This is a genomic window from Alphaproteobacteria bacterium SS10 (assembly GCA_019192455.1).
Taxonomy (GTDB): Bacteria; Pseudomonadota; Alphaproteobacteria; order TMED2; family TMED2; genus TMED2.
This window is the reverse complement of record JAHCML010000003.1, coordinates 1,393,245-1,418,468: the sequence shown is the minus strand read 5'-3', so window position 1 is coordinate 1,418,468 and position 25,224 is coordinate 1,393,245. Positions and strand designations below refer to the sequence as shown.

The following is a 25,224-nucleotide window of genomic DNA, read 5'->3' as shown; positions in this document are numbered from 1 at the left end:
ACGGGGATCGGCTATATATCTGGTGTGTTATCCCTGTTGATAACCCCTAAAGGTTGTGGCTGATGCGCTGCCCGTTCTGCAGTAACCAAGACACCCAGGTTAAAGACTCCCGCCCGACGGAGGATCATTCCGCGATCCGCCGCCGCCGGTTCTGCCCTGAGTGTGGCGCCCGCTTCACCACCTTTGAGCGGGTGCAGTTGCGTGAGCTGACCGTTGTTAAATCTGACGGTAAGCGTGAGCCCTTCGATCGTGACAAGATCATGCGCTCGATGCAGGTGGCTTTGCGTAAACGCCCCGTTGACCTTGAGCATATCGACCGCGTGGTGAACTCCCTGGTCCGTGAGCTGGAGTCCTCAGGCGATAGCGAAGTGAACGCCAACCAGATCGGTGAGGCGGTGATGGATAAGCTCGCCAATCTCGATCAGATCGCCTTCGTTCGCTATGCATCTGTTTACAAAGACTTCCGTGAAGTTGCTGATTTCGAAGAGCTTTTGGAATCGATTGGCGCTGACGTCGATAGCCTGACCGGTGGCTCAAAAGCCGGTAAGAAGAAAAAGTGACCTCCCATCAGCTTGCGAACCAGGCCGCTGACGCCCACCACATGGCGGCGGCCATCGCGCTTGGCCGTCGTGGTTTGGGGCAGTGCTGGCCCAACCCGGCGGTTGGCTGCGTGATCGTCAGAGATAGCGTCACGGTGGGCCGCGGCTGGACGCAACCGAGCGGCCGGCCCCATGCCGAGGTGGTGGCTTTGACGCAAGCTGGCGACGAGGCTCAGGGGGCGACTGCTTATGTCACCCTGGAGCCGTGCGCCCATTACGGGAAGACGCCGCCTTGCTGTGACGCGTTGATCGCCGCTGGCGTGAAACGGGTTGTGGTCGCCATTGAGGATCCAGACCCGCGCGTCAATGGCCGTGGCATCGCCACCCTTCGAGAAGCGGGTGTAGAGGTTGTTGTTGGCGTTGGTGCTGAGCAGGCCGGGATTGATCTGGCTGGGTTCCTAAACCGCGTCACCGCTAATCGCCCACTGTTTACCTGGAAAACGGCAACGAGCCTGGATGGGCGTATTGCCCTGGCCGACGGCACCAGCAAATGGATAACGGAGCCAGCGGCCCGTGCCGCTGGCCATGCTCTCCGCGCTAGTCATGACGCCATTCTGATCGGCCGCGGTACAGCCATGGCGGATAACCCGAAGCTGGATACGAGGCTGCCGGGCTTGAGCACCCGTTCACCTGTTCGCATCCTGCTGGATAGTCAGTTGACCACGCCGGCGGATAGCAAGCTGGGCCAAACTGCCAAGGAACAGCCGCTGTGGATTTTCCATCGCTCTGGCGCTGATGTTGGCGGCTGGCAAGAAACCGGGGCGGAACTAATCGCCGCGGATGACCTAACCCCGGCCGTGATCGCTGCAGAATTGGCGGCCAAGGGCCTAACCCGTGTGTTGATAGAAGGGGGCGGTGAGGTTGCCGCAAGCTTCCTAGCCGCTGATCTGATCGACCATATTGAGTGGTTTCGCGCGGCGAAGTTGATCGGCGGTGATGGGCGCGCGGGCCTCGGCTCTATCGACCTTGAAGAGCTAGCTGCAGCCCCGCGCTACAAGCGACACAGCGTCCACACCCTTGGCAGGGATTGCTGGGAGCGCTATCTGCGTAGTCGAGACGAGGCCTAACCGGCCCCGATAACCGAATTTGAGTACCCATGTTTACTGGCCTTATCACCGATCTCGGCACCGTGACCGAGGTTACCAATCCCGGCGATACCCATGTCACCATCCAAACTGGCTATGACATGGCGAGCGTTGAGGATGGCGCCTCCATTGCCTGTTCTGGCGTTTGCCTAACCGTGGTTGAGCGCGGCGATGACTGGTTCCGCGTGACGGCCTCTAAAGAGACGCTGGACCGCACTAATCTGGGTGATTGGCAGGTTGGTCGCCGCATCAATTTGGAGCGTTCGCTAACCCTTGGCCAAGAGCTTGGCGGCCATTTTGTGTTTGGCCATGTCGATGGCCTTGCGACCCTTAAGGATGTTCGGCAAGAGGGGGAGAGTTGGCGCCTAAAGATCCAGCCACCAGCCGATCTAATGCCCTATGTTGCCTCGAAGGGGTCCATCTCAATCGATGGCATCTCACTGACAGTAAATGAGGTGAGCGATGATAGCTTCGGCGTAAACATCATCCCCCACACTTGGACCGCAACTACCTTGCAGCATGCTGAGATTGGCCAGCGCTTGAACATTGAGATTGATATGCTGGCCCGCTATGTCGCGCGGCAACTGGAGTGCCGCACATGAATATGAGTGATGATTTGAAAGGCGAGATCGCCACCGCTGAAGAGCTTATCGAGGAAGCGCGCCAGGGCCGTATGGTTGTCCTGGTCGATGATGAGGATCGGGAGAACGAGGGTGACCTCGTCATCCCATCCGAATGCGCCGACGCCGATGCCATTAATTTCATGGCTAAGTATGGCCGTGGCTTGATCTGTTTAGCATTGACCAGTGACCGGGCCGACGAATTGGGTCTGGAGCTGATGGCTGCCCATAACTCCTCCCGGCATGAGACGGCCTTCACCATTTCGATTGAGGCGCGGGAAGGGGTTACCACGGGTATCTCAGCCGCGGATCGCGCCCACACAATTGCTGTTGCGATCAATCAGTCGACGACCCCATCGGATATCGCGACCCCGGGTCATGTCTTCCCCTTGCGGGCCCGCGATGGCGGTGTGCTGGTGCGCGCTGGTCATACCGAGGCCGCCGTTGATTTGGCGCGCCTGGCCGACCGTAAGGCCTCCGGTGTCATCTGCGAGATCATGAATGATGATGGCACCATGGCCCGGCTGCCGGATTTAGTCCAATTCGCTAAACGTCATGGCCTCAAGATTGGCACCATCGCCGATCTGATCGCCTATCGCCGCCGGACCGAGTTGATTATCCGCCGCGAACTGGAAGCGCCGTTTCCCAATAACTTCGACGCTGACTTCCGCATGATCGTCTACGCCAACGAGATTGAGTATGCGGAGCATGTGGCCCTCGTCCTAGGCGATGTCAGCGATGGTGAGCCGGCACTGGTGCGTATGCATGCGCTCGATGTGTTTGATGACTTGCTTGGTTATGGCGGCAGCCAGCGCGGTGCCGAGCTACAGGCTGCTATGAAGGCCGTTGCCGAGGCGGGCAGGGGTGCGATTGTCCTGCTTCGCGAACCGCAGGCAGACACGCTATCCCAACGCTTCCGCGCGCGGATTGATAAGGGTGCCGCCGGTGCGCCAGAATTGCGTGACTACGGCGTGGGGGCACAAATCCTCCACGACCTTGGCATTCGGCAAATGATCCTGCTATCTAACAGCCGCCGGAACGTGGTCGGTCTCGAGGGGTATGAACTTGAGATCACCGATTATCGTCCGATCCCTGTTTAGTGCCGAGATCTTGGCGCTGCCCCAACGATAAAAATGCCGATAGGACAGAGCCGTGATTGAAGCCCCGCATCTCATGATCATCGAGGCGCGTTACTATGAAGACGTGTCCGATAAGCTGCTTGCCGGCGCCACTGAGGCCATTGAACGGTTCGGTGCCAGCTATGAGGTGTACACGGTTCCAGGCGCCTTAGAGATCCCATCAGGCATTCGTTATGCCGTTCGCTCCATGGATTACTTCACCGCCCGTCGTCGCTTTGATGGTTATGTGGCGCTGGGGTGTGTCATCCGGGGTGAGACGAGCCATTACGATGTGGTTTGTAATGAGAGCGCGCGCGGCCTTTATCAGCTGGCGATGCAATACACCCTGGCAATCGGCAACGGCATCTTGACCGTTGAGAATGAAGAGCAAGCGATTGAGCGCGCTGATCCAGCGCGCAAGAACAAGGGCGGTGAGGCGGCTAATGCCTGTATCGACCTGATCAAGCTTAAGCATCAATTCCGTCTCTACCCGCGCTGATATGGCTGACGACAATCAATCCGGTGGCCAGACCGCCAGCAAAGGCAAGGCGAAGAAAGATCGCGGCCTGACCTTCCGCGCGCGCACAACCGCGCGCCTCGGCGCCGTGCAGGTCCTCTATCAATTGATGATGAACCCTGACCGGCAGGTTGAAGCCGCCGTCCGGGATTTCTTGGAGCAGCCACCACCAGTTGACCCGGATGCAGAGCAGGATGCCACCCTGGTACCGCCAGCGACCGAACTTCTGTCGAAGATTGTGCGCGGTGTTCACGCCGGTTCTGAAGACCTGGATTCCATGATCGATGGTCAGGTGACCGGCCCCTGGAACGCTGAACGGATTGAGCCACTGCTGCGCTGCCTTTTACGGGCAGGTGCCTATGAGCTGCTGAACCATAGCCAGTTCGATAGCTCGCTCCTGATCAAGGAGTATATGACCGTCACCGATGGCTTCTTCAGTGAGAAGGAGCCAAAGCTGGTGAATGCGGTGATGGACCGCCTGGCCAAGCAGCTGCGAGGCTAGGCGATGCCTTGGCGGCTTAGTGAGTTTGACCGCATCGACCGCTACTTCCGCCCCCTGGCCGAGGGGTATGACGGCAGCTTATCCCTAACCAATGACGGTGCCATCCTCCCATCTGGGGAAGGTGAGCGTGTCATCACCACCGATACGATGGTGGAGGGTACCCATTTCTTAAACGGTACCGATCCACACCTGCTGGCGCAGAAGCTGCTGCGGGTGAACCTGTCTGATCTTGGAGCCATGGGTGCTAAGCCTGAGGCCTACCTGCTGAACCTCACCTTGCCATCCTACGTTGATGAGGCGTGGTTGCAGGCCTTCAGCGATGGGCTCTACCGCGACCAGAGCACCTTTGGCCTTCATCTAGCCGGTGGCGACACCACCAGTACGGACAGCCAGCAGCTGGTTATGACCATCACCATGTTTGGCCAGGTCCCCGCAGGGCAAGCCATTCGCCGTGATGGGGCTAAGGTGGGGGACGCCGTACTGGTCAGTGGGACCGTGGGTGATGGCCTCCTGGGCCTGATGGCTGCGATGGGCGGGCTCGGGATGCTTCAGCCAGCCGAACGTGATGCCCTGATCAAGCGTTATAATCTACCCAATCCCCGGGTGCGCCTGGGCCAGCAGCTTTGGCAGCACGGCGTACGGGCAGCGGCAGATGTGTCTGATGGCTTGCTTGCCGATCTTGGCCATATCTGTGCCGCCTCTGGTGTCTTCGCCAAGGTTGATCTGGCGCGACTGCCATTCTCTGTTCCCGCCCGGGCAGCGATTGATGGTGGGTATATTGAGGCGAAGGCCCTGGCCGCCGGCGGCGATGATTATGAGCTGGTGTTCACGGCGCCAGAAGGGGCCGCAGAGGCGCTTATCGCTGAAGTTGGACAAGACCCAACGCTTGGCAAAATCTCGATCATTGGCAGAATTGTCGAGGTCGAAGGACAGGGCGGTAAGGCTTCTTTGGTAGGCGAGGATGGTGCGCCGATATCAATGGACGCGACAGGCTGGCAACACGGCCAAGAATAGCGAACCATTCGTCTAAAATTTGACATAAATTTAAAATTGTTTCGGCAAATCAATAGCTTATTAACGTTCGTCAAGACGATTTTTTTCGCATTTTGGGAATTTCTTTACTTGTGCAGGTGCACAATACCCTGCATCCTCCGGTGTGCGTGGGGGGTGATGGGTTCACGCGAAGGGTAGCTGTGCCATCCGGCTGGCTACTTCCTTAAACAAGTGGGGATGTTCCGATGCGCGCTGCGATTTTAGCGGTGGTTTTGGCTGTAATGTTGGCCGGTGGTGGTGTGGCGTTCTACGTCTCGCCTGTTATCGCGGCTTCTTCCGACGATGCGAAAGCAACGGAGGCCGAGGCTGTAGGTGAGGGGCTTCTCGGCCCGACTGGTCCTGCCTTTGTGCAACTGCCTCTAATGCGGGTGCCAGTGGTACATCGCCAGCGGACGGTTCAGTTTCTTGAGATCGATATGATGATCGAAGTTGAGGATACCTCCGTCGCGGCTGAGTACGAAGAGAATATGAAGTACCTCCAGCATGAGGTTATTCAGAGCCTTTATGGCCAGTTCGATCGTACCGTTGGTGCCGATGGTGCCGCCGTTCAAACCCTGCGCCTGAAGCGCAAAGTCGCTTCAGCTGTCGCGTCAGTGATGGGCCGTGAGACGGTGAAGGACGTGCTAATCCAGAATATCCGGCACCGCCGAATCTGATTACGGATTGAGCCTTGCTCGACGATTAATCCGGCTGGGATGACCTAGCCGGATTTTTTGTGCCTAGTTTCGGGCCCGGCGATCCGGAAAAACCCAGCAGAACTGCCCGAAATCCTGATCCCTGGTTGCTTTCTGCTGTCTGGTCGGGCATGTTCCTGCCGCTTTTGCGCGGGGTCACCTGTTGCGGGGTTATTGGGCTTGGGCCCAGGCCTTCAATCGGTGAAGCGGCGTAAATTCAATCATTTCAATGGCCTGGCAAATATTCTTGCCGACCTGGCCATGCTTCCCACGCCGACCGACGATTGCCCCGCACCCCGTGGGGTGAAAGCCAGCCCGGCATGATAAGCCGTGACCCCGCAGTTAAAGACGGGGCCCGGCATTCGCGATTGAGTTTTGAAAACGCGGACAACAGTAGAGAAGGACCCGTGAGACCATGGTACTGACACTCATCTTCGTCATCGCTTGTGGCGCGCTTGCGCTCGGCTATGGCGTCTTTGCCGGACGGCAGGTCTTGGCGGCCAGCGCCGGTAACGAGCGCATGCAAGAGATTGCTGGCGCCGTCCAAGAGGGCGCGCAGGCTTACTTGAACCGCCAATATCGTGCGATTGCTATCGCCGGTGCCGTGTTCACCGTGCCGCTGCTGTTCCTTGGTTTTGCCGTTGCCTTCGGCTTTGTCTTCGGTGCTGTGCTCTCGGGCGTTGCTGGCTATATCGGCATGAACGTCTCGGTCCGCGCCAATGTGCGTACCGCTGAGGCTGCCCGTACTGGTCTTGCCCCAGCGCTGGACATCGCGTTCAAGTCTGGTGCGATCACCGGCTTCCTCGTTGTTGGTCTTGGCCTTCTTGGCGTTGCGCTCTACTACGCGCTGCTGCTGATGATCGGCGTTGACCAGCGCCACATGCTTGAGGCGCTTGTCGCACTCAGCTTTGGTGCTTCTCTGATCTCGATCTTTGCCCGTCTCGGCGGCGGCATCTTCACCAAAGGTGCGGATGTTGGTGCTGACCTCGTCGGTAAGATCGAAGCTGGTATCCCAGAGGATGATCCACGCAACCCGGCTGTGATCGCCGATAACGTTGGTGACAATGTCGGCGATTGCGCCGGTATGGCCGCTGACCTTTTCGAGACCTATGCCGTGACCGTTGTGGCGACCATGCTGCTTGGTGCGATTGCCTTCACCGGTGCCAATCAAGGCATGCTGATGGTCTTCCCACTGGTCATTGGTGCGGTCTGCATCATCGGTTCGATCATCGGTACCTTCTTCGTGAAGCTTGGCGCTTCCAAGAACATCATGGGCGCGCTCTATAAGGGCCTGATCATGAGCGGTGTCGTGTCATTCGTTCTGATCCTGCTGGCTGTTGCCCTGATGTTTGGCTTCAGCACGGATCTGGGTGATGGCGTCACCGGCCGTAGCCTGATCGTTTGTGCGATTGTTGGTCTCGTTGTGACCGGCCTTCTGGTTGTGATCACCGAGTACTACACCTCGACCGAGTATCGCCCAGTTCGTGCGGTTGCTGAGTCCTCCGAGACTGGCCACGCTACCAACATCATTCAGGGTATCGCCGTCTCGCTAGAGTCGACCGCTGTTCCAGTGATCGTGATCTGCATTGGCATTATCGTCGCCTTCACCGCGGCTGGCATCTATGGCATCGCGATTGCCGCGACCACCATGCTGGCGCTTGCCGGTATGATCGTGGCACTCGATGCTTATGGCCCAGTGACTGACAATGCTGGCGGTATCGCTGAGATGTCAGAACTGCCAGAAGATGTGCGTGAGACCACTGACGCTCTCGACGCTGTCGGTAACACCACCAAGGCGGTCACCAAAGGTTATGCGATCGGTTCTGCCGGTCTTGCTGCCCTGGTGCTGTTTGCGGCTTACCTCGAAGATCTCGCCTACTACTTCCCGAACGTGAATGTGGACGGCATCTTCTCACTGCAAAATCCATATGTGGTGGTCGGCCTGTTCTTTGGTGGCATGCTTCCTTACCTCTTCGGTGCCATGGGCATGACGGCCGTTGGCCGTGCTGCTGGTGCGGTTGTGGTTGAGGTTCGCCGCCAGTTCAAAGAGATCCCAGGCATTATGGAAGGCACCGCCAAGCCAGAATATGGCAAGGCTGTCGACCTGCTGACCAAAGCAGCGATCAAAGAGATGGTTGTGCCATCCCTGCTGCCGGTTCTGGCCCCTGTGGTTCTGTATGTCGTGATCTCACTGATCGCTGGCCAGGTTGAGGCGTTTGCCGCAGTCGGTGCTATGCTGCTTGGTGTGATTGTGACTGGCCTGTTCGTCGCAATCTCCATGACCTCTGGTGGTGGTGCTTGGGATAACGCCAAGAAGTACATCGAAGAGGGTAATCACGGCGGTAAGGGCTCTGAGGCCCACCTGGCTGCGATCACCGGCGACACCGTCGGCGACCCCTACAAAGACACTGCTGGACCAGCGGTTAACCCAATGATCAAGATCACCAACATCGTGGCGATCCTGATGTTGGCGATCCTGGCCCAATTTGGTGGCTAATCCATAGCCATCGAGACAAACGAAAAGCCCCGGTCATTTGGCCGGGGCTTTTTCCTATCTGGGGTAGGGCGCCAGACTAAGTAGCTGGGCTTACTGTTCCGGGTTGAACCGGCCTAGGTTACCCAGCAACTGCTCCAGCACACCAAGCTGGCGGCCACGGGTTGGGGTCTCGCGGCTGACGGTGTCGATCTCTTGCGCATCTTCAAGGGAGAGTTCCTGCACATCGCGCAGCACCCCCTCACGGTCAAACTGCAGCTTCAAGATCCGACGATCCGTCACCTCTGGCTCGAAGAAGGCGGTTTGTTCCGTCGTCTGGCCGATATAGTACCAAGTGTCTTGGTCAAAGGTGGCGCGTGAGGTCGGCGTGCCAAACAGGTTTAGCACGTCGATGCGGTTCATCTCATCGACCTCAAGCTGGGCCAGGGTCTTGTCCTCAATCAGGTTGCCACGGGTAGCAACCACGGGGGAGCAACCGGCAACGGTCAGGCTGATGAGGGCTGTGGCTAGCAGGGTGTTTCGCAACATGCCGTGAATGATCCTAAGCTTTGGGCCAGGGTGATAGGTTTCATGCGGGTCTCGTGATAACCCGTAATAAGCTGTGGCGCAAAGGCGCTTGCCAGCGCCCGCATTAAAGACCATTTGCTTGGTCAGATGGGCATGTTTGGACGCGCCCGCCAAAGTTCAAGATTGCAGCGCTATGATATTGAGAAAGCTTCTAAATCTCGGTGTGAATCCACGGCCGCTCTATGCCGCCCTGGTCGAACAATCACGTCAGCCGATCTTCTACACCGATTTTGGGGTGCCAGATACGGTCTGGGGTCGGCTCGATCTGCTTTACCTTCACGCGTTCCTGGCGATCAATGCGCTGCCCGAGTCCGATGGCGAGAGCAAGCGCTTCATCGACACGTTTTTTCATCACATGTTCAAGACGGACCTAGATCGCAACCTGCGTGAAATGGGCGTCAGTGACCTAGCTGTCGGCCGCAAGGTCAAAAAGATGGCCGAGAATTACCACGGTCGTGTCACTGCCTATCAATCAGCACTCCAGGCCGGGGATGATCAGACCTTAGCGCTCGCTTTGGCAAAGAATATTCAGGGCCAACAAGGTGAAGGGGTATCACCCGCTGCGACAGCGCTAGCCGCCTATACCGTGGCTGCGAATAAGGCGCTTGAGGCGGTTGATGCCAAGCGCATTAAGGCCGGTGACATTGGTTGGCCAGACGCGACCGCGTTGGCGCCGACAGAGGATGCGGTGGCCAATGCCGCTGATGATGTGCTACCAGCCGCCGAATAACGGCGCTGAAGGCCGTTGGAACAGGTAACGGTATCTTATGGTTAAGCCTAGCCAAAACTATGAATTTGATCGTTCCATCCCGCTTGATCGGCTGGATGACGAGGATATGGCCATCGCTGAGACGGCCAGTGCCGATGAGTGTGCGGCAATTGCTGCGCGGTTCGATATCCCTGCGGTTCAGGCTCTATCGGTCGACGCCCAGGTGAAGCTTTTGAACAAAGGCCGCTATGTTTCCATGATTGGTACAGCGAAGGCTGATTTGACGCTGACTTGTGTTGTCACGCTAGAGCCGTTCGAGCAGAGTTTTGAAGAGGCAATTGAGTTGCGCCTAGCCGTTCCAGGCCGGTTGAAGAATGACCGGGAGGCAATCCCGCATGAGGAGCTGTCCCTGGAAGAGGCGGAAGAGGCGTTTCCTGAGTATTTGGACGACGGGAAGATCAATCTAGGCGAGATCGCGGTTGAGGCGATCAGCCTTGGTCTGCCAGATCATCCTCGCAAACCGGACGCGGAGTTGCCCGATGGCGTGGCCAAGGAAGGGGCGGAGGCTGCCGATGAGCCGCCACCTGGCACCCATCGTCCGTTTGAGAAATTGGCGGTCTTAAAGGACCACCGGAAAGACTAAGCCGAGCCGGTCGAAGGGCTTGCATAGCCGCTCTTTCAACCAGCGACTTGATGCCGTGGCGGTTTTTGGTTACAACCGCGCGTCCTGATCGGTCTGCGCCGCTATTGGCTTAATGGTTGTTTGCGCAGTGATCGGCCAAGTTATTGAGATTGTTGGCCTCGTTTAGTTGATCGGCCCGGTATGGTCGGCGGCTTGCGTAGTGCACCCGGCAGAAATGTCGGACGGGCGCCAATAAAGTGATCGAACGCCTTGATTTGAGAGAGAAAACCGATGGCTGTTCCTAAGGGTAAAGTCTCGCGCTCCCGTCGCAACATGCGCCGCGCGCACGATGCATTGAAATCACCGACCTATGTCGAAAACCCCGACACGGGCGAACCACACCGTCCACACCACATCGATCTGAAGACCGGTATGTATCGCGGTCGTCAGGTGATCGAAGGTAAAAACGACTTCTAATCAGCGATTTGCTGCTGATTAGTCGGTTTGCCGCTGGCCAAACTTGTGCTGGCATCGATTGGCCTCACCGATTGGATACCCCGTCGGTTGGACGATGAGTGACACCATCAGACAGATGCGTGAAACCACAACCGTGGTTGCTGTATACTGGTGGTGTTGGTGCCAAATGGGCCGGCAAGTGGGTCAGGTGAGTTTGTAATGGCAGACGGTTTTACGATCGCAGTCGATGCGATGGGCGGTGATAACGCCCCCGATGCGATCGTGGCTGGCACCGACCTGGCGCTTGAGCGCTACCCAGACCTCAAAATCATTCTCGTCGGCGATGAGAGCCGCATCAAGCCGCTGTTGGAGACCACCAGCCGGTTGAACGATGCGCTCGTCAGTATCGTTCACACTGAAGAAGCTGTGTCGGCGGATATGAAGCCGTCCCAGGCTATTCGTGGTGCCCGCGGGTCAAGCATGCGGCTCGCCATCGATCTGGTATCAAAGGGTGAGGCCGACGGCATTATCTCCGCCGGGAACACGGGCGCGCTTATGGCGCTGGCTAAGTTTGTCCTGAAGACCCAGCCCGGTATTGCGCGGCCGGCTATTGCCTCCTTCTTCCCGACCCAGCGTGGGGAGAGTGTGATGCTGGACCTTGGCGCCAATCTAGAATGCTCGGTCACCAACCTGGTTCAGTTCGCTGTTATGGGCGCTGTCTTTGCCAACACTGTGCTTGGCCGCATGACACCGAATATCGGCCTGCTGAATGTTGGGGCGGAAGAGCAGAAGGGTAATGACACCATTAAAGAGGCCGCCGCCACGCTTCGCGAGATGTCCCTACCCGGCAGCTTCCACGGGTTTATTGAAGGCAATGATATTGCCACCGGCACCACCGATGTTGTGGTGACCGACGGCTTCACCGGCAATGTGGCGCTTAAAACCGCAGAGGGTACGGCGCAGCTCTACTCCTCATTCCTGCGTAACACCTTCTCGGCGTCTTTGATGGCGCGGCTTGGCTATCTGATGGCGCGCCCTGCGTTCCTCAAGCTCAAGGCCCGCACCGACCCCCGTCGCTATAATGGCGGCGTCCTACTTGGTCTGCGTGCGATCTGCGTGAAAAGCCATGGGGGCACCGATGCGGTCGGCTTCAGCAATGCCATGGGTGTCGCCCATGACCTGCTTAAAGAGCAATGCATCGCAAAAATCGAAGCGGGGATTGGCGCCCTGCCAGCGGATTTGCTAAAGGGCAATGCACCAAGTAATAGCGACGATCAGTCGAGCTCGACCGCAACTGACAAGGTTGCAGCATCGGCCCCGACCGAACCGGCGCCCATCGCAGATCAATAGGTTCGCATCGCTCCTATGTCTTCGCCCCCAAACTGGCGCTCCCGCATCATTGGCTGCGGCTCGTACCTGCCAGAACAAATTCTGACCAATGACGATCTAGCTAAGCGCCTGGATACGTCGGATGAATGGATCCAACAGCGCACGGGCATTAAGGCCCGCCACGTTGCGGCAGATGGTGAGCTGACCTCAGACCTCGCGATCGCCGCAGCGCGCGATGCGCTTAAAGATGCTGGTATTGAGGCTGATGAGCTCGACGGTATCCTTCTAGCTACCAGCACGACCGATCAGACCTTCCCAGCGACAGCGGTTAAGGTGCAGGCCAGCCTCGGCATGACTGGCGGCTTTGCCTTTGACCTTCAGGCTGTTTGCAGTGGCTTCATCTACGGTTTGTCCGTTGCCGACAACTTCATCCGCTCCGGCCAGGCTAAAAAGCTTTTGGTGATTGGTGCGGAGACCTATTCCCGCATTCTGGATTGGGAAGATCGCACGACAGCGGTTCTATTTGGTGACGGGGCAGGGGCAGTTGTCTTGTCAGCTGAGCCCCTGGATCCAGCCGAGGCCGTGACCGCACCCGGTATCCTGTCCACCCACCTGCATTCCCAGGGCGAACATTGGAAACTGCTCTATGTCGACGGTGGTGTCTCCACCACTCAGACCTCTGGTCATCTCCGGATGAATGGGCGTGAGGTGTTCCGCCATGCGGTTCAGCGTTTGGCGGAAGTGGTCGATGAGGCGTTAGATGCCAATGGTCTGACCAAGAGCGATATCGATTGGCTGGTGCCGCACCAGGCCAACCGACGGATCATCGAAGGGACGGGGCGTAAGTTAGGCCTCGCCAATGATCGTGTGGTCCTGACCGTGGACCGTCACGCCAACACAGCATCGGCGTCAGTACCGCTGGCGCTCTGTGAGGCGGTACGCGATGGGCGGATCAAGCCGGGTGACCTTTTGCTGCTTGAGGCAATGGGCGGTGGCTTCACCTGGGGTGCCGCTTTAGTTCGCTGGTAGCTTATCCACAAACAGGGCTGACCGACCGGTCATGGTTGCAGAATTAAGGTTTTGCGCTAAAGCACTAGATTGACTTGCATACTGCCGAGTCGCTACCTTTGCTGGACTCGATTCTAGAGGGCCGCTAAAAGGCCCCGCCAGGACCATATTGGGTGGTCCCATTTGAGATAAGGGATTTCGAATGGCCGATTCTTCAACAACCGTTACCCGCGCTAGCTTGAGCGAGAGCGTCTATCACCAGGTCGGTCTCTCCCGAAATGAATCCTCCTCGCTCGTTGAGAGTGTGTTGGATGAAATCAGCGATGCGCTGGTTCGCGGCGAAACCGTGAAGATTTCATCCTTTGGCACCTTCTCGGTTCGTGAGAAGGGCGAGCGTATCGGCCGTAATCCAAAGACTGGTGAAGAAGTGCCGATCAGCCCACGCAAGGTTTTGGTGTTTCGCGCCAGCCACGTGTTGAAGGACCGCATCAACGGGATCGACGCTGACGATGAGTGAGTCGGAAGCGGCCGCAGAGAAGCCCAAAAAGTCTGCGGCCAAGAAGAACGCTAAGAACAAAACCAAAGATGCCTTCCGCACCATTTCTGAGGTGTCGGAGGAATTGGACGTGCCACAACATGTCCTGCGCTTCTGGGAAACCAAATTCACCCTTGTGAAACCGCTTAAGCGAGCCGGTGGTCGTCGCTACTACCGGCCACAGGATCTGGAGCTGCTGCGTGAGATCCAGCGCCTGCTTCACGATGAGGGTTACACGATTAAGGGCGTTCAGAAGGTTCTGAAATCAGCCCGTGGTGTTGCCAGCGGTATCGAGAAGGCCCGCGAGGTCGGCGTTCAGCAAGCGGCTGACGACGTGACCGAGGCCCTGACCGATGGCGCGCCAGAAGAGGCAGCAGCAGAGGTTAAGCCAGCCACTGAAGCGCCAGCGGAAGACGCTGCTAAGGCGGAGACGCCAGTTGTGCCGATCCGCCCCAAGGCTGTAACGCCACCGCCTGCACCTGCCGCATCACCAGCGCCAGCCACAAATGGTTCAGCAGCCCTGGCAGAGAAGGCCGATGAAAAAGCAGCGGCGTTTGAGGCGGCGGCCAAGCAAGCCCTTGATGAGTTGAAGGCCTTGCGCGGTGATATTGATAAGCTGCTGACCAAGCTGTCCTGATATTGGTTCTAAGCTGATCTTCATTGCCCTGGGCTTGCCCCCATCGCGGCAATGATTTACCAACCAAATCGCAATACGGGTTTCAGGCCATTTATGTCCGTATCTGCGTTGTGTCGGAGCGTAGCGTAGCCTGGTAGCGCGCTCGCCTGGGGGGCGAGAGGTCGTGGGTTCGAATCCCGCCGCTCCGACCATTTTTCCAAAATCATCTTGATGTCTGATTGGTTGCGCCGGTCGCCGCCGCGATCCGGTTTACACAATTAAAAACAGCCCCACTGATCTATCGATCTGTGAAGGCTGTTTGAACGCGTTTGTTTCGCGATCGCACGTTAAAACATGCTTTATGAAATTGGCATTTTCCGGCCCGCAATTAATGGTGCCGGATACCAAACCTGTCCCTAAACTCAGGTGCCGTGATTACGCTATAAGGGGGCAATTGAGTCAAGGGTTCGACTGTGCTGCAGCGCAGCAATTCTGCACCGCTTTGCACCTAAAAATGCTGCACCCAAATTGGTGACTGTTTGAAAAGGAAATGGCGATGGCGACGACTGCCAACATGCGACTGGTTTATGTCACGGCAGGATCTGTTGAGGCGGCGAAGGCTATTGGCGGGGCAATGGTCGAGCAACGTCTGGCCGCCTGTGCAAACATCCTGCCGGGTATGATCTCCGTCTACCGTTGGCAGGGAAAGATCGAGCATAGCGATGAGGTGGTGCTGTTGTTGAAGACGACGGCAGAGCGGGTGGATGCACTGCTCGACGCGATCAATGGCGCGCATGATTACGACACACCATGTGCTATTGCGCTATCGGTTGATCAGGGGCTACCCGACTTCATGAACTGGGTTGCCGAAGAGACTTCGGCGTAACGCTTAAGCTTGGTCAGTATGCTTAGTGTCGGTTGGTGATCCGGTCATGCATCTGACAGATCAGTTGGCTGGCTGTCTTCTCAAATAGGCAGGGGATGATTGCGTGGATCAACGCGGCACCGCCGGCAAGGAAGAGGCGGGAGGCAAACCAGCCTGCAAAGCGCATATGCTCAAAATACGTCTCGTCGACTGAGCCGGGATGCTCAAAGAAGATACGGTGCAGTGCGCTGCTCATGGGGCCTCCAAAATCGTGATTGAGTGGTTAGTATAGGCCGTGTCGCATCAAAATGTGTCCCAAACTGTGTATCATTTGGTCTTTATTTTGGGATATTATCCCAATCATGACTCAGGGAATCGATGATATTGATCGCGCTTTGCTTGGCCTTTTACAAAAGGATGCCTCGCTCAGCGTTGATGATTTGGCCGAGCGGGTGAAGCTCTCGCGTAATGCTTGTTGGCGTCGGGTTAAGCGACTTGAGGCCGATGGGGTGGTGCAAAAACGGGTGGCGATGATTGACCCTGCCGCCGTTGGGCTGGGGCTTCAGGTCTTCGTGCTTCTGCGCACCAATGATCATAGCGCCCGCTGGCTTGAGAAGTTCCGACGCGCGGTTCAGAGCATGCCCGAGATATTAGGCGCCCATCGTATGACCGGTGATCTCGATTACGTGCTGCGGGTACGGGTGGCCGATGTCGCTGCCTATGACAGCTTCTATCAACGGCTGATCGAGAAGGTGGAGATCGCAGACGTGTCCGCCAGCTTCGTCATGGAAGACGTTAAAGAGACGAATGTACTGCCAGTCTAAGGTCGACCTGCAGGACTAACAAAAATGGCGCGCCGGGTAGGGCACGCCATCTTCGTTATTGGTTTCAGTAGTCGCTTACTCAGCGGCAACCGGCGCCGCTTGGGCTGCAATATGCAGGGCGCGATCAAGGTCGGCGATGATGTCATCGGCCGTCTCAATACCGATTGAGAGGCGAACCACATCCGGGCCAGCACCAGCGGCGACCAGGCCTTCTTCTGAGAGCTGGCTGTGGGTCGTGGAGGCGGGGTGGATGACCAGCGAACGGGTATCGCCGATATTCGCCAAATGGCTGAACAGCTCGAGCGTTTCGCAAAGCTTCACACCAGCCTCATAACCACCTTTCAGGCCGAAGGTGAATACGGCACCCGCACCCTTCGGCAGGTACTTCTTGGCGAGGCCGTTGTACTTGCTGGATGGCAGGCCGGCATAGTTCACCCAAGACACGGTCTCGTGCCCTTCGAGGAACTCCGCAACCTTCATCGCATTCTCACAATGACGCTCCATACGCAGTGGCAGCGTCTCGATGCCGCTGATCGTCAGGAATGCGTTCATAGCCTGTTGGTTCGGGCCGAGATCGCGCAGGCCAACCGCATGGCCCCAGATCGTGAAGGCGAGGTTGCCAAAGGTCTCATAGAACTTCAGGCCGTGATAACCAGGCTCTGGCTCGGTGAGGTTTGGATACTTGCCGCCGGTGTTCCAATCGAATTTGCCGCTATCAACAACGACACCGCCCATGGCGTTGCCATGGCCGGACAGGAACTTGGTGGTGGAGTGGATGACCAGGGTCGCACCATGGTCAATCGGGCGGCAGAGATAGGGGCTCGCCATGGTGTTATCGACAACCAGTGGCAGGTTGTTCGCATCAGCGATTTCCGCGATGGCCGCGATGTCGGTGATCACACCGCCTGGGTTGGCCAAGCTCTCACAGAAGATGGCCTTATGCTCTGGCGTCACCGTGGCGCGCACAGCGTCGAGGTCATCGAAATCGACGAAATCACATTCCCAACCAAAGCTACGTGGGAACAGATTTTTGAACTGGTTGAGGGAGCCGCCATACAGCTTGTTGGAGGCAACGAAGCGATCGCCCGGACGCATCAGGGCGGCTAGGGTCATCATCTGTGCCGCGTGACCGGAGGCGGTACAGGTGGCGCCAACACCATTCTCAAGGCTGGCGATCCGCTCTTCCAAAACCGCGACCGTTGGGTTGGTCAGGCGGGAGTAGATGAAGCCAACCTTTTGTAGGCTGAACAGTGAGGCCGCATCTTCGCTGTCTTCAAAGACGAAGGCGGTGGATTGCACAATCGGGGTCACCCGGGCGCCGGTGGCTGGGTCTGGGGCAGAGCCAGCATGGATGGCGCGGGTTTCAAAACCAAAGCTTGGTTGATCGGTCATGGTTGATCCTCGGATCTCTCGTTGCAGGTGGCGATGTTATCGCCCGTGTTTCATCGGGTGGCTCTAAGCGGCCATCGCGATATGCGGCACCATAGGGCTTCACATTAGCTTTTTAAACGCTTTTACGCGGCCCGTGGTGGCGCCGCGTTTGGAGCTTATGATCTGGGAGTTAACACCCGCCTGACCAATCTCTCCAAACAGCCGCTGGTTCTCAATTTTCGGGCAGCGGTTCATGATCACCGTCAGCCCCGCATCCTCGGCAATGGCGCGTGCCTCATCACTGATCACGGTGATCTGCATCCAGAATACATCGGCGCCAATCTCGACCGCCTGACGGGCCAGTTCGGGCGCTTCCTTCGCATGCCGGAAAACATCAACCATATCGATCTTGAGCGGTGCGATGCCTTCTGTTGCTGCGGCAAGGGTGCCGTAACACGTCTCGCCAAGGATCTGGTTGCCCGCCTGGCCCGGATTAATCGGGATGACCCTAAAGCCCTTATTCTGGAGATACTTCATGACGAAGTAGCTGGGCCGGTTCCAATGGGCACTGGCGCCGACCATGGCGATGGTCTTCACCCGTTTCAGGATCTTGGTCAGATGCTCATCGCTATAGGTCTCGTGACCAGCGGGCAGGGGGATTGGTTCAGTGGTTGTCATTCGCCGGACCAGTTTGGTGTGCGTTTATCGAGGAAGGCGCCGATGCCTTCCTCAGCATCGCGGGCCATCATGTTGCGGGTCATCACCTCAGCCGTATGGGCATAGGCTTCGCTGACCCCCATCTCCAACTGCTCATAAAAGGCACGCTTACCAATCTCCAGCACGTAAGGGGATTTGGCAGCAATTTGTTTGGCCAGCGCCAGCGTGTCATCGGCCACCTTTTCGGGTTCGGTGATGCGATTAATCAGGCCGTAGCTTTGGGCAGCTTCGGCATCGATAGGCTCACCGGTCAGCAGCATATCCATCACCTGCTTACGCGGCATGTTGCGGCTGACCGCCACCATCGGGGTTGAGCAGAAGAGGCCGATATTTACGCCAGGGGTCGCAAAATGGGCAGTGCTGGCGGCAACCGCTAGATCGCATGTGGCCACCAGTTGGCAGCCCGCCGCCGTCGCCATGCCCTCAACTTGAGCGATGACCGGTTGGCGCATCCGCATGATGGTCAGCATCAGCTCACTGCACTGTTCAAACAGGCTCGAGAAGAATGCCTGGTCTGGACGGTTATCTGCTGTCCGGGCGGCGCGGAGTTCTTTGAGGTCATGGCCAGCGCAAAAGGCCGGACCGTTTGCGGCAATGATCACCACCGAGATATTGCGGTCCTCACTAACCTTCGTTAGGGCATCCTGCAGCGCCGCCATCATGGTGGTTGAGAGGGCGTTGCGCGCCGATGGCCGGTTTAGGGTGAGGCGCGCGACAGGACCGATATCTTCACGCAAGATTAGCGCGTTATCGGTGCCGGTACTCTCAGAGGGGGCGGTTGCCGTTTCAGCCATCGGTTTGTTCCGCTTGTTTCGATACTCATCGCACTTTATGGCAAGGCGGTAGGTGAGGCGAGTATCGACGCAAGTTTTGAGCAGGGGAGGTAGCAGCCATGCAATTCGGTCCAGATGACGGAACCCGGCAACCAGCCGCGATGTCGGCCGATGAGTTTTTGATGCTGGCCCGCAAAGGCTTGCCCCAGATGGAAGAGATCAGCGCCAGCATCGACGCGCTTGGCTATGGTTATTGTAAGATGCGGTTTCCGTCGAATGAGCGGTTTGTGCGTCCCGGCGGCACGGTTTCTGGTCCAACCATGTTTGCGCTGGCCGATGCCAGCTTATGGGGGGCTGTTCTGTCCGCGATTGGCCCTGTGCAATTGGCGGTTACCACCAATCTCAACCTCAACTTTTTGCGCAAGCCCGACCTTGGTAAAGACCTGATTGGTGAGACGCGGTTGATCAAACTTGGTAAGCGTCTGGCCTATGGTGAGTCATTCATCTTCTCAGATGGTGATGAGGAGCCAGTGGCCCATGCCACGGGAACCTATTCAATCCCGCCAAACAGATAGGCGGTAATTAATTACCACAAGCGAAGAATCCGAATATTTCTGCGGCTTTTCGCTTGACGCTCGCATCCCAAAACCGTAAATCACCGCGCAGTCGGGCGCCCGAGGTGGGCGCCTGTCGTGATTCTGAGATACGGGGTTACCCCAATGAGCACCTATTCCGCAAAACCGTCAGAGGTTGAGCGCAAGTGGTATGTGATCGACGCGGAAGGCGTCGTGCTTGGCCGTCTGGCTAGCATCATTGCCACCCGCCTGCGCGGCAAGCATAAGCCGATGTTCACGCCCAATATCGATTGCGGCGACCACATCGTTGTCATCAACGCTGAGAAGGTCGTGCTGACCGGCAACAAAGCCAAGGACAGCATCTTCTACTGGCACACCGGTTATCCGGGCGGCATCAAAGGCAAGTCCAAAGGCGAAATCCTTGAGGGCAAGCACCCACACCGCGTGGTTGAGAAAGCCGTTGAGCGCATGCTGCCAAAAGGCAATCTGGGCAAGCAGCAGATCAAGAAGCTGCGCGTCTATGCCGGCACCGAGCACCCACATGAAGCGCAACAGCCAGAAGTTCTGGATGTCGCCAATATGAACCCAAAGAACAAGCGAGCTTAATCAACCATGGCTAGCGATGTTGCAAACCCCACCGAAGAAGCCGCTGCTGAAACCGGTGAAACCCTAAACAGCCTGGAAGCGCTGGGCGGTACCGTTGAGGCCGATCAGCCCCTACCAGAGCCAGAGCTTGATGAGCTTGGCCGCGCTTACGCAACCGGTCGTCGCAAAGATGCGATCGCCCGCGTTTGGATTAAGCCAGGTAGCGGTAAGATCGTGGTGAATGGCCGCGAGGACACCGTTTACTTCGCGCGTCCGACCCTGCGTCTGATCATCAACCAACCTTTCGACGTGACTGAGCGTAAGGGCCAGTTCGACTGCTACATCACCGTTAAGGGTGGTGGCCTGTCTGGTCAGGCTGGTGCAGTGCGCCACGGTATTTCCCGTGCCCTGACCAAGTTCGAGCCAGCACTTCGTCCAAACCTTAAGCAAGCGGGCTTCCTTACCCGTGACGCTCGTAAGGTTGAGCGTAAGAAATACGGTCGCGCGAAAGCCCGTCGTAGCTTCCAGTTCTCGAAGCGTTAATCAGCCAAAGATCGATTGGTGGTGTCCGACATGGACGATCACCAAATCATCAGCTAACAAACCAGGGTCGCTTTCGCGGCCCTGGTTTTTGTTTGGGCCAAGGCCACCGTCACTCAAAGCTCTAAACACATGCTAGAACTTACATCTCCGCTCTTGATTTGCGACATCGGCGCTGCGTTGCACGGTGAAAAGGCCACTTGGCACCATATGGTCGAAAGCGGCTGTGCCACGGTTATTGGCTTTGAACCGGAGGAGAAGGCGTTTGCGGAGCTGCAGAAGCTGGGTGACGGTTATGAGATCCTGCCCTATGTGATCGCGGACGGTAAGCCCGGCACGTTTCACCTTAATCATTTTGCCGAGACGAGCTCGCTGCTGCCGACGAACCGCGATTTTGTGAAGCGGTATCAGGCGTTGCCCGACCTAATGACGACAAAGAGCCGGTCGCCATGCGAGACCAAGACGCTCGATGACGCGCTTGGCGACCGAAAGCTGGACCTGCTGAAGGTCGATGTACAGGGCATGACCCTGCCGCTTTTGGAGCACGCGCCAAAGGTCCTCGCCAGCTATCCACTCATCGAATGTGAGGTTGAGTTTCAGCCCCTTTATAAGGATCAGGCGCTGTTTGCTGAGGTTGATCAGTTTATGCGTTCACAGGGCTATATGCTGCTGAAGCTGCAGCCGCCTAAGCCCATCTACTTTGAGCCAAAGACCTTTGCCGACGGCAACAACCCACGGCTTGGGCAGACCGCCTGGAGTGATGCGATTTACGTCGCCGATCACGATAAGATTGACGAGCTGGACCAGCAGCAGCTGGAGCGGTTGGTTGTCCTCAGCCTGCTTTGGTACGGCTGCTACGACTTCGCTTGTTCCTTGATGTATCGAATTGATCGTCGCTTTGGCACTGACAAGCTACTGCGCTTTGGTGAGGCGATGAGGGACGGAACACCATTGTCTATTACGATTGGTGATGTAACCCTTACGCTGCCTAGCTTCTGGGAGAACATGGAAGTCCCAGGGTAATCGGGCCAAGAACGCGCAATTTTGCGCATCTACTTATCGATGATCGTGACGTTGGAATATGAACATCATCTCTAAGCCATCAGACGTGGATACGCTTCGCACAGCCATTTTGGGTGCCAGCGGTTATACCGGTGCTGAACTTCTGCGCCTGGCTAAGAACCATCCAGCGATTGATGTGAAGGCACTCACCGCGGATCGTCAGGCCGGTAAGGCGATGGCCGACATCTACCCGCATCTGGCGACCGAGGGCCTGCCAGACCTGGTGAAGATCGGGGAACTCGATTTCTCCGAACTCGATCTTGTCTTCTGCGCTCTGCCGCATGCCACCACGCAGGAAGTCATTAAGGACCTGCCTGAGCAGTTGAAAGTGATCGACCTTTCTGCCGATTTTCGGATCACCAATCCGACGGTCTATGAGAAATGGTATGGCAAGCCCCATGGGGCGCCGGAACTTCAAGGTCAGGCTGCCTATGGTCTGACCGAATGGCATCGCCCGGCGATTGGGATGAGCCGCCTAATCGCTGTGCCTGGTTGCTATCCAACCGTGTCTCTGCTGGCCCTACTACCACTGGTGCAGAACCGGATCATTGAGATCGATGACATCATCATCGATGCCAAATCTGGCGTGACCGGCGCTGGGCGAGGGGAGAAGCTTGCCAACCTATTCTCAGAGGTCGCGGAGGGCATGCACCCTTATGGTGTTGGTCATCATCGCCACATGCCCGAGATTGAGCAGGAGCTAAGTGGGGCCGCCGGTGCGCCGGTGACAATCTCGTTCACCCCGCATTTGGTACCGATGAATCGGGGCATGCTGGCGACGATCTATGTCCGCTTTGCCGATGGTGAGGATTACGCCAGTGCCCGGCAAAGTTACCTCGACGCCTACGATACTGAGGCATTTGTTCACCTTCTGCCTGAGGGGGCTGTGCCAGCCACGCGACATGTGCGCGGCACCAATCACTGTCTGATCAGTATTACCCCCGACCGCCGTCCCGGCTGTGCCATCATTACGGCCGTGATTGATAACCTGATGAAGGGAGCAAGCGGACAGGCGGTGCAGAACTTTAACGTGATGCAGGGATTGGACGAGACTACCGGTCTCGATATGGCCGCACTGTTCCCTTGATGATTTTGCGATGACTGAGCGCCTTGGCCTTACCCGTCGTCATTTCGCTGCCGGGCTCGCCAGCCTTGGATTTTCCGGCCTTGGCTTAGCCGGCCCAGCCTATGCGAGCGCTTTGGGCCCACGGCTTGGCGCACCTGTCGCACGGGTCGTTACTCGCCGCTCACCAATTAAGGCCGAGCATCCAGCCCTCGACAGGCGCTTACAGAAAGATGCGTCGATCTACCTTCGAGACCGGATCAGCACGGGCAAGGGTGGGTATTGCGAGCTTGAGCTTGTTGCCGGTGGTGTCGTTCGTATCGGGCCGAACACAACTGTCCTCATTGATAAATTCGTTGGCGATATCCGCTTCCCCAAGACGGTCCATCTAAAGGTTGAGGCTGCAGGCGGTGTCCGTTACCTGCCTGACCCAACGCCAAAGCTTCCACCCGGGTTTGAGCCGTTCCGACTTAGCCTTGAGACGCCGCTCGGTACCATTAACGGCCGTGCTTCTGATCTATGGGTTGGCCGCTTGGATGGCAGCTACACAGTCTATGTGAACAAGGGGGCGGCTGAGGTTGTGAACTTCGCGGGCAGCCAGACGATTGATCAGTCTGGCCTCGGCATCAAACTGCGCGACCAGGCGGCGGCACCACCCTTGCCAGTGCCATTCCGTGACCGGCAGTTAGAGCGTATTGCCGCCAGTGTCGCCGTGCCAACCGGGCTGGAGTTCTGATCGGTTATGCCGGCGACAATTCTGCCCTATCAGGGTGTCTGGCCTAAGATCAGCAAGGACGCCTTTATTGCCAGTACGGCGACCATCATCGGTGATGTTGAAATCGGCCCGGGCTCAAGCATTTGGTATGGCTGCGTGCTGCGCGGTGATGTGAATGTCATCCGGGTGGGGGAGAATACCAACATCCAGGACGGCACCGTGGTCCATGTCTCAAGCACGACCCAGGGCACTTATATTGGTGACAACATCACCATTGGGCATATGGCGCTCATCCATGCCTGCACGCTAGAGGATGGCTGCTTTATCGGGATGAAGGCCTGCGTCATGGATGACGCCAAGGTCTCAAGCGGCGCCATGATTGGTGCTGGTGCCCTGGTGACGCCTGGTAAGCAGGTACCAAGTGGCGAGCTATGGCTTGGCTCACCAGCTAAGAAGGCACGCGATCTCACCAAGGATGAGCGGGATTACTTGGTTGAGAGCCCGGCCCATTATGCCCGGCTGGCGGTTACCTATCTCGACCGGGAGTAGGGTGGCCTAAGAGGAGGCGCTGCGGGCTTTCCGCCAGGTATGGTTGAGTGTCGATGCCCCTGATCGATACCCCCACAGACCAATGGCCCGCAATTCTGATCATTCGCCTGGCGGTGAGAGCCGGAATCCCAATCTCGGCAACCCAGGTGATTTCAAAGATGTCGATACGATCATCCTAGATCTGGATGACACCATCGTCGCTGGCACCCCAGCATTGCTTGCCTATGTTGATACGATCTATCGGGGCTTAGCGCGAATGAGCCGATTGCCGCTCTCTGACGTGGCCGAGGGCTTCAAAGATATCCGAGCGGAGGAGATCTACGCCTTCGCCAGCGCGTTTAACGATCACGGCCCACTGAAAGAGAAGTTCCCGCATCGCGATTTGAATGCTGAGTTTGGTGTTATTCGTGAGCAAGCCGAGCAGGCGATGATTGCGGTGCTGGAACCTGATCCAGACTTTGTTCAGGCCATCAAGCAGTGGCGAGAGCAGGGCTACCGTCTCATTATGATGACCGAGGGGCCAGGCTCTGCAACGGCGGTGAAGCTCAATGCCATCGGCCTGGCGGACGATATGGATGAGCTGGCGGTCGTGTCTGAGACCACGCCGACAGGTATCGATGATCTTGAAGCTGAATACCCGAGCACGATTTGGCCGCGGGTCAAAAACCTACCGGCTGGGTTCAAAGCTAAACCAGAGGTTATCGCCGAAACCCTTAAAGATTGGGGCGTTGACCCAAACCGCTCGGTGATGATCGGCAATCGTGTTGATCGCGATCTGGCGCCAATGCAGTCTCTCGGTGCCCGCACCATTCTGGTGACCCAGTTTGATCGCCCGAATGAGGATGCACTAAAACAGCGATTTATGGATCTGATCTTTGCTGGCGGTGAGCGCCCGCCTGGTTCCGGCGGTGCGGTGTCAGAGGATAAGGGCGGCATTACTCCGGATGCTGAGTTACCGCATGCTGGACGGCTTACAGAGCTGTTACCTGGCCCGCCGGGATACCAGCCCGGCAAAGAACCGGGCCAAGCACCAGATGGACCAGATGTTCAATCCCGTCGCCGCCCGTAACCTATTGAAGTT

General features: G+C 57.4%; 31 protein-coding genes and 1 tRNA gene. 27 read left to right on the top strand and 5 right to left on the bottom strand.

What is annotated here, in order from left to right; genetic code table 11:
• Positions 1-62 precede the first annotated feature (62 nt).
• The 9 genes from nrdR to KI792_06870 all read left to right on the top strand — a co-directional run bounded on the left by nrdR (position 63) and on the right by KI792_06870 (position 8,665).
• A complete protein-coding gene (gene nrdR, locus KI792_06910) occupies positions 63-560 on the top strand; it encodes a transcriptional regulator NrdR (GenBank protein ID MBV6632746.1) in 498 nt (165 codons plus the stop codon).
• Positions 561-601: 41 nt separating this feature from the next.
• On the top strand, positions 602-1,666 hold the full coding sequence (gene ribD / locus KI792_06905) for a bifunctional diaminohydroxyphosphoribosylaminopyrimidine deaminase/5-amino-6-(5-phosphoribosylamino)uracil reductase RibD (protein ID MBV6632745.1): 1,065 nt from the start codon (positions 602-604) through the stop codon (positions 1,664-1,666).
• 29 nt (positions 1,667-1,695) lie between these two features.
• Positions 1,696-2,286 (top strand): riboflavin synthase, encoded by a 591-nt coding sequence (locus KI792_06900; GenBank protein MBV6632744.1) that lies wholly within the window; start codon positions 1,696-1,698, stop codon positions 2,284-2,286.
• A gap of 2 nt (positions 2,287-2,288) precedes the next feature.
• The gene (ribB, locus tag KI792_06895; GenBank protein MBV6632743.1) at positions 2,289-3,404 is read left to right on the top strand and encodes a 3,4-dihydroxy-2-butanone-4-phosphate synthase; all 1,116 of its coding nucleotides are present in this window, start codon (positions 2,289-2,291) and stop codon (positions 3,402-3,404) included.
• Positions 3,405-3,456: 52 nt separating this feature from the next.
• Positions 3,457-3,921 (top strand): 6,7-dimethyl-8-ribityllumazine synthase, encoded by a 465-nt coding sequence (locus tag KI792_06890; protein MBV6632742.1) that lies wholly within the window; start codon positions 3,457-3,459, stop codon positions 3,919-3,921.
• A gap of 1 nt (position 3,922) precedes the next feature.
• Positions 3,923-4,441, top strand: a complete 519-nt coding sequence (nusB, locus tag KI792_06885) for a transcription antitermination factor NusB (GenBank protein MBV6632741.1) — start codon at positions 3,923-3,925, stop codon at positions 4,439-4,441.
• Between the two features lie 3 nt (positions 4,442-4,444).
• Positions 4,445-5,455: a thiamine-phosphate kinase gene (gene thiL / locus KI792_06880; GenBank protein MBV6632740.1), complete on the top strand. Its 1,011-nt coding sequence runs from the start codon at positions 4,445-4,447 to the stop codon at positions 5,453-5,455.
• 224 nt (positions 5,456-5,679) lie between these two features.
• The gene (locus KI792_06875; protein MBV6632739.1) at positions 5,680-6,150 is read left to right on the top strand and encodes a hypothetical protein; all 471 of its coding nucleotides are present in this window, start codon (positions 5,680-5,682) and stop codon (positions 6,148-6,150) included.
• Between the two features lie 433 nt (positions 6,151-6,583).
• Positions 6,584-8,665 carry a sodium-translocating pyrophosphatase gene (locus tag KI792_06870; protein ID MBV6632738.1) on the top strand — a complete coding sequence of 694 codons (2,082 nt, stop codon included), beginning with the start codon at positions 6,584-6,586 and terminating at the stop codon, positions 8,663-8,665.
• A gap of 90 nt (positions 8,666-8,755) precedes the next feature.
• Here the strand turns inward: KI792_06870 and KI792_06865 are convergent, their stop codons facing one another.
• Complete coding sequence (locus KI792_06865; protein ID MBV6632737.1) at positions 8,756-9,190, bottom strand: outer membrane protein assembly factor BamE; 435 nt, start codon at positions 9,188-9,190, stop codon at positions 8,756-8,758.
• 178 nt (positions 9,191-9,368) lie between these two features.
• Here KI792_06865 and KI792_06860 point away from each other — a divergent pair, with 178 nt between their 5' ends.
• From KI792_06860 to KI792_06820, 9 genes are all read left to right on the top strand, one after another.
• Positions 9,369-9,959, top strand: coding sequence for a ubiquinol-cytochrome C chaperone (locus KI792_06860; protein ID MBV6632736.1), 591 nt, complete (start codon positions 9,369-9,371; stop codon positions 9,957-9,959).
• A gap of 37 nt (positions 9,960-9,996) precedes the next feature.
• Positions 9,997-10,581, top strand: a complete 585-nt coding sequence (locus KI792_06855) for a DUF177 domain-containing protein (protein MBV6632735.1) — start codon at positions 9,997-9,999, stop codon at positions 10,579-10,581.
• Between the two features lie 270 nt (positions 10,582-10,851).
• Positions 10,852-11,037: a 50S ribosomal protein L32 gene (locus KI792_06850; GenBank protein MBV6632734.1), complete on the top strand. Its 186-nt coding sequence runs from the start codon at positions 10,852-10,854 to the stop codon at positions 11,035-11,037.
• A gap of 198 nt (positions 11,038-11,235) precedes the next feature.
• Positions 11,236-12,366: a phosphate acyltransferase PlsX gene (plsX, locus tag KI792_06845; GenBank protein MBV6632733.1), complete on the top strand. Its 1,131-nt coding sequence runs from the start codon at positions 11,236-11,238 to the stop codon at positions 12,364-12,366.
• A 15-nt stretch (positions 12,367-12,381) separates the two neighbouring features.
• Positions 12,382-13,374 carry a ketoacyl-ACP synthase III gene (locus KI792_06840; protein MBV6632732.1) on the top strand — a complete coding sequence of 331 codons (993 nt, stop codon included), beginning with the start codon at positions 12,382-12,384 and terminating at the stop codon, positions 13,372-13,374.
• A 181-nt stretch (positions 13,375-13,555) separates the two neighbouring features.
• Entirely contained in the window at positions 13,556-13,870 is a 315-nt protein-coding gene (locus KI792_06835; protein MBV6632731.1) for an integration host factor subunit alpha, read from the top strand.
• Complete coding sequence (locus KI792_06830) at positions 13,863-14,525, top strand: MerR family transcriptional regulator (GenBank protein ID MBV6632730.1); 663 nt, start codon at positions 13,863-13,865, stop codon at positions 14,523-14,525. The genes KI792_06835 and KI792_06830 overlap by 8 nt, the downstream gene beginning before the upstream one ends.
• Positions 14,526-14,639: 114 nt before the next feature.
• A tRNA-Pro gene (locus KI792_06825) sits at positions 14,640-14,716 on the top strand.
• A gap of 338 nt (positions 14,717-15,054) precedes the next feature.
• Positions 15,055-15,390: a divalent-cation tolerance protein CutA gene (locus tag KI792_06820; GenBank protein ID MBV6632729.1), complete on the top strand. Its 336-nt coding sequence runs from the start codon at positions 15,055-15,057 to the stop codon at positions 15,388-15,390.
• A 22-nt stretch (positions 15,391-15,412) separates the two neighbouring features.
• Here the strand turns inward: KI792_06820 and KI792_06815 are convergent, their stop codons facing one another.
• Positions 15,413-15,625 carry a hypothetical protein gene (locus KI792_06815; protein ID MBV6632728.1) on the bottom strand — a complete coding sequence of 71 codons (213 nt, stop codon included), beginning with the start codon at positions 15,623-15,625 and terminating at the stop codon, positions 15,413-15,415.
• A gap of 106 nt (positions 15,626-15,731) precedes the next feature.
• On the opposite strand from KI792_06815, the gene KI792_06810 reads away from it, so the two are divergent.
• The gene (locus KI792_06810) at positions 15,732-16,193 is read left to right on the top strand and encodes an Lrp/AsnC family transcriptional regulator (protein MBV6632727.1); all 462 of its coding nucleotides are present in this window, start codon (positions 15,732-15,734) and stop codon (positions 16,191-16,193) included.
• 75 nt (positions 16,194-16,268) lie between these two features.
• On the opposite strand, the gene KI792_06805 is transcribed toward KI792_06810, so the two are convergent.
• From KI792_06805 to KI792_06795, 3 genes are all read right to left on the bottom strand, one after another.
• Entirely contained in the window at positions 16,269-17,585 is a 1,317-nt protein-coding gene (locus tag KI792_06805) for an O-acetylhomoserine aminocarboxypropyltransferase (protein MBV6632726.1), read from the bottom strand.
• A gap of 99 nt (positions 17,586-17,684) precedes the next feature.
• The gene (locus KI792_06800) at positions 17,685-18,242 is read right to left on the bottom strand and encodes a CoA-binding protein (GenBank protein ID MBV6632725.1); all 558 of its coding nucleotides are present in this window, start codon (positions 18,240-18,242) and stop codon (positions 17,685-17,687) included.
• Positions 18,239-19,075, bottom strand: coding sequence for an enoyl-CoA hydratase (locus KI792_06795; protein MBV6632724.1), 837 nt, complete (start codon positions 19,073-19,075; stop codon positions 18,239-18,241). The genes KI792_06800 and KI792_06795 overlap by 4 nt, the downstream gene beginning before the upstream one ends.
• Before the next feature lie 140 nt (positions 19,076-19,215).
• Between KI792_06795 and KI792_06790 the strand changes: the two genes are divergently transcribed.
• The 8 genes from KI792_06790 (at position 19,216) to KI792_06755 (ending at position 25,212) form a co-directional block, all read left to right on the top strand.
• Entirely contained in the window at positions 19,216-19,629 is a 414-nt protein-coding gene (locus tag KI792_06790) for a PaaI family thioesterase (GenBank protein MBV6632723.1), read from the top strand.
• A gap of 144 nt (positions 19,630-19,773) precedes the next feature.
• Positions 19,774-20,235, top strand: a complete 462-nt coding sequence (gene rplM / locus KI792_06785) for a 50S ribosomal protein L13 (GenBank protein MBV6632722.1) — start codon at positions 19,774-19,776, stop codon at positions 20,233-20,235.
• Positions 20,236-20,241: 6 nt separating this feature from the next.
• Positions 20,242-20,757: a 30S ribosomal protein S9 gene (rpsI, locus tag KI792_06780; protein ID MBV6632721.1), complete on the top strand. Its 516-nt coding sequence runs from the start codon at positions 20,242-20,244 to the stop codon at positions 20,755-20,757.
• 129 nt (positions 20,758-20,886) lie between these two features.
• On the top strand, positions 20,887-21,777 hold the full coding sequence (locus KI792_06775; GenBank protein MBV6632720.1) for an FkbM family methyltransferase: 891 nt from the start codon (positions 20,887-20,889) through the stop codon (positions 21,775-21,777).
• 58 nt (positions 21,778-21,835) lie between these two features.
• Positions 21,836-22,903 carry an N-acetyl-gamma-glutamyl-phosphate reductase gene (argC, locus tag KI792_06770; protein MBV6632719.1) on the top strand — a complete coding sequence of 356 codons (1,068 nt, stop codon included), beginning with the start codon at positions 21,836-21,838 and terminating at the stop codon, positions 22,901-22,903.
• 10 nt (positions 22,904-22,913) lie between these two features.
• Positions 22,914-23,615 carry a FecR domain-containing protein gene (locus KI792_06765; protein ID MBV6632718.1) on the top strand — a complete coding sequence of 234 codons (702 nt, stop codon included), beginning with the start codon at positions 22,914-22,916 and terminating at the stop codon, positions 23,613-23,615.
• 6 nt (positions 23,616-23,621) lie between these two features.
• A complete protein-coding gene (locus KI792_06760) occupies positions 23,622-24,143 on the top strand; it encodes a gamma carbonic anhydrase family protein (GenBank protein MBV6632717.1) in 522 nt (173 codons plus the stop codon).
• A gap of 82 nt (positions 24,144-24,225) precedes the next feature.
• Positions 24,226-25,212 carry an HAD family hydrolase gene (locus KI792_06755; protein MBV6632716.1) on the top strand — a complete coding sequence of 329 codons (987 nt, stop codon included), beginning with the start codon at positions 24,226-24,228 and terminating at the stop codon, positions 25,210-25,212.
• Positions 25,213-25,224 lie beyond the last annotated feature (12 nt).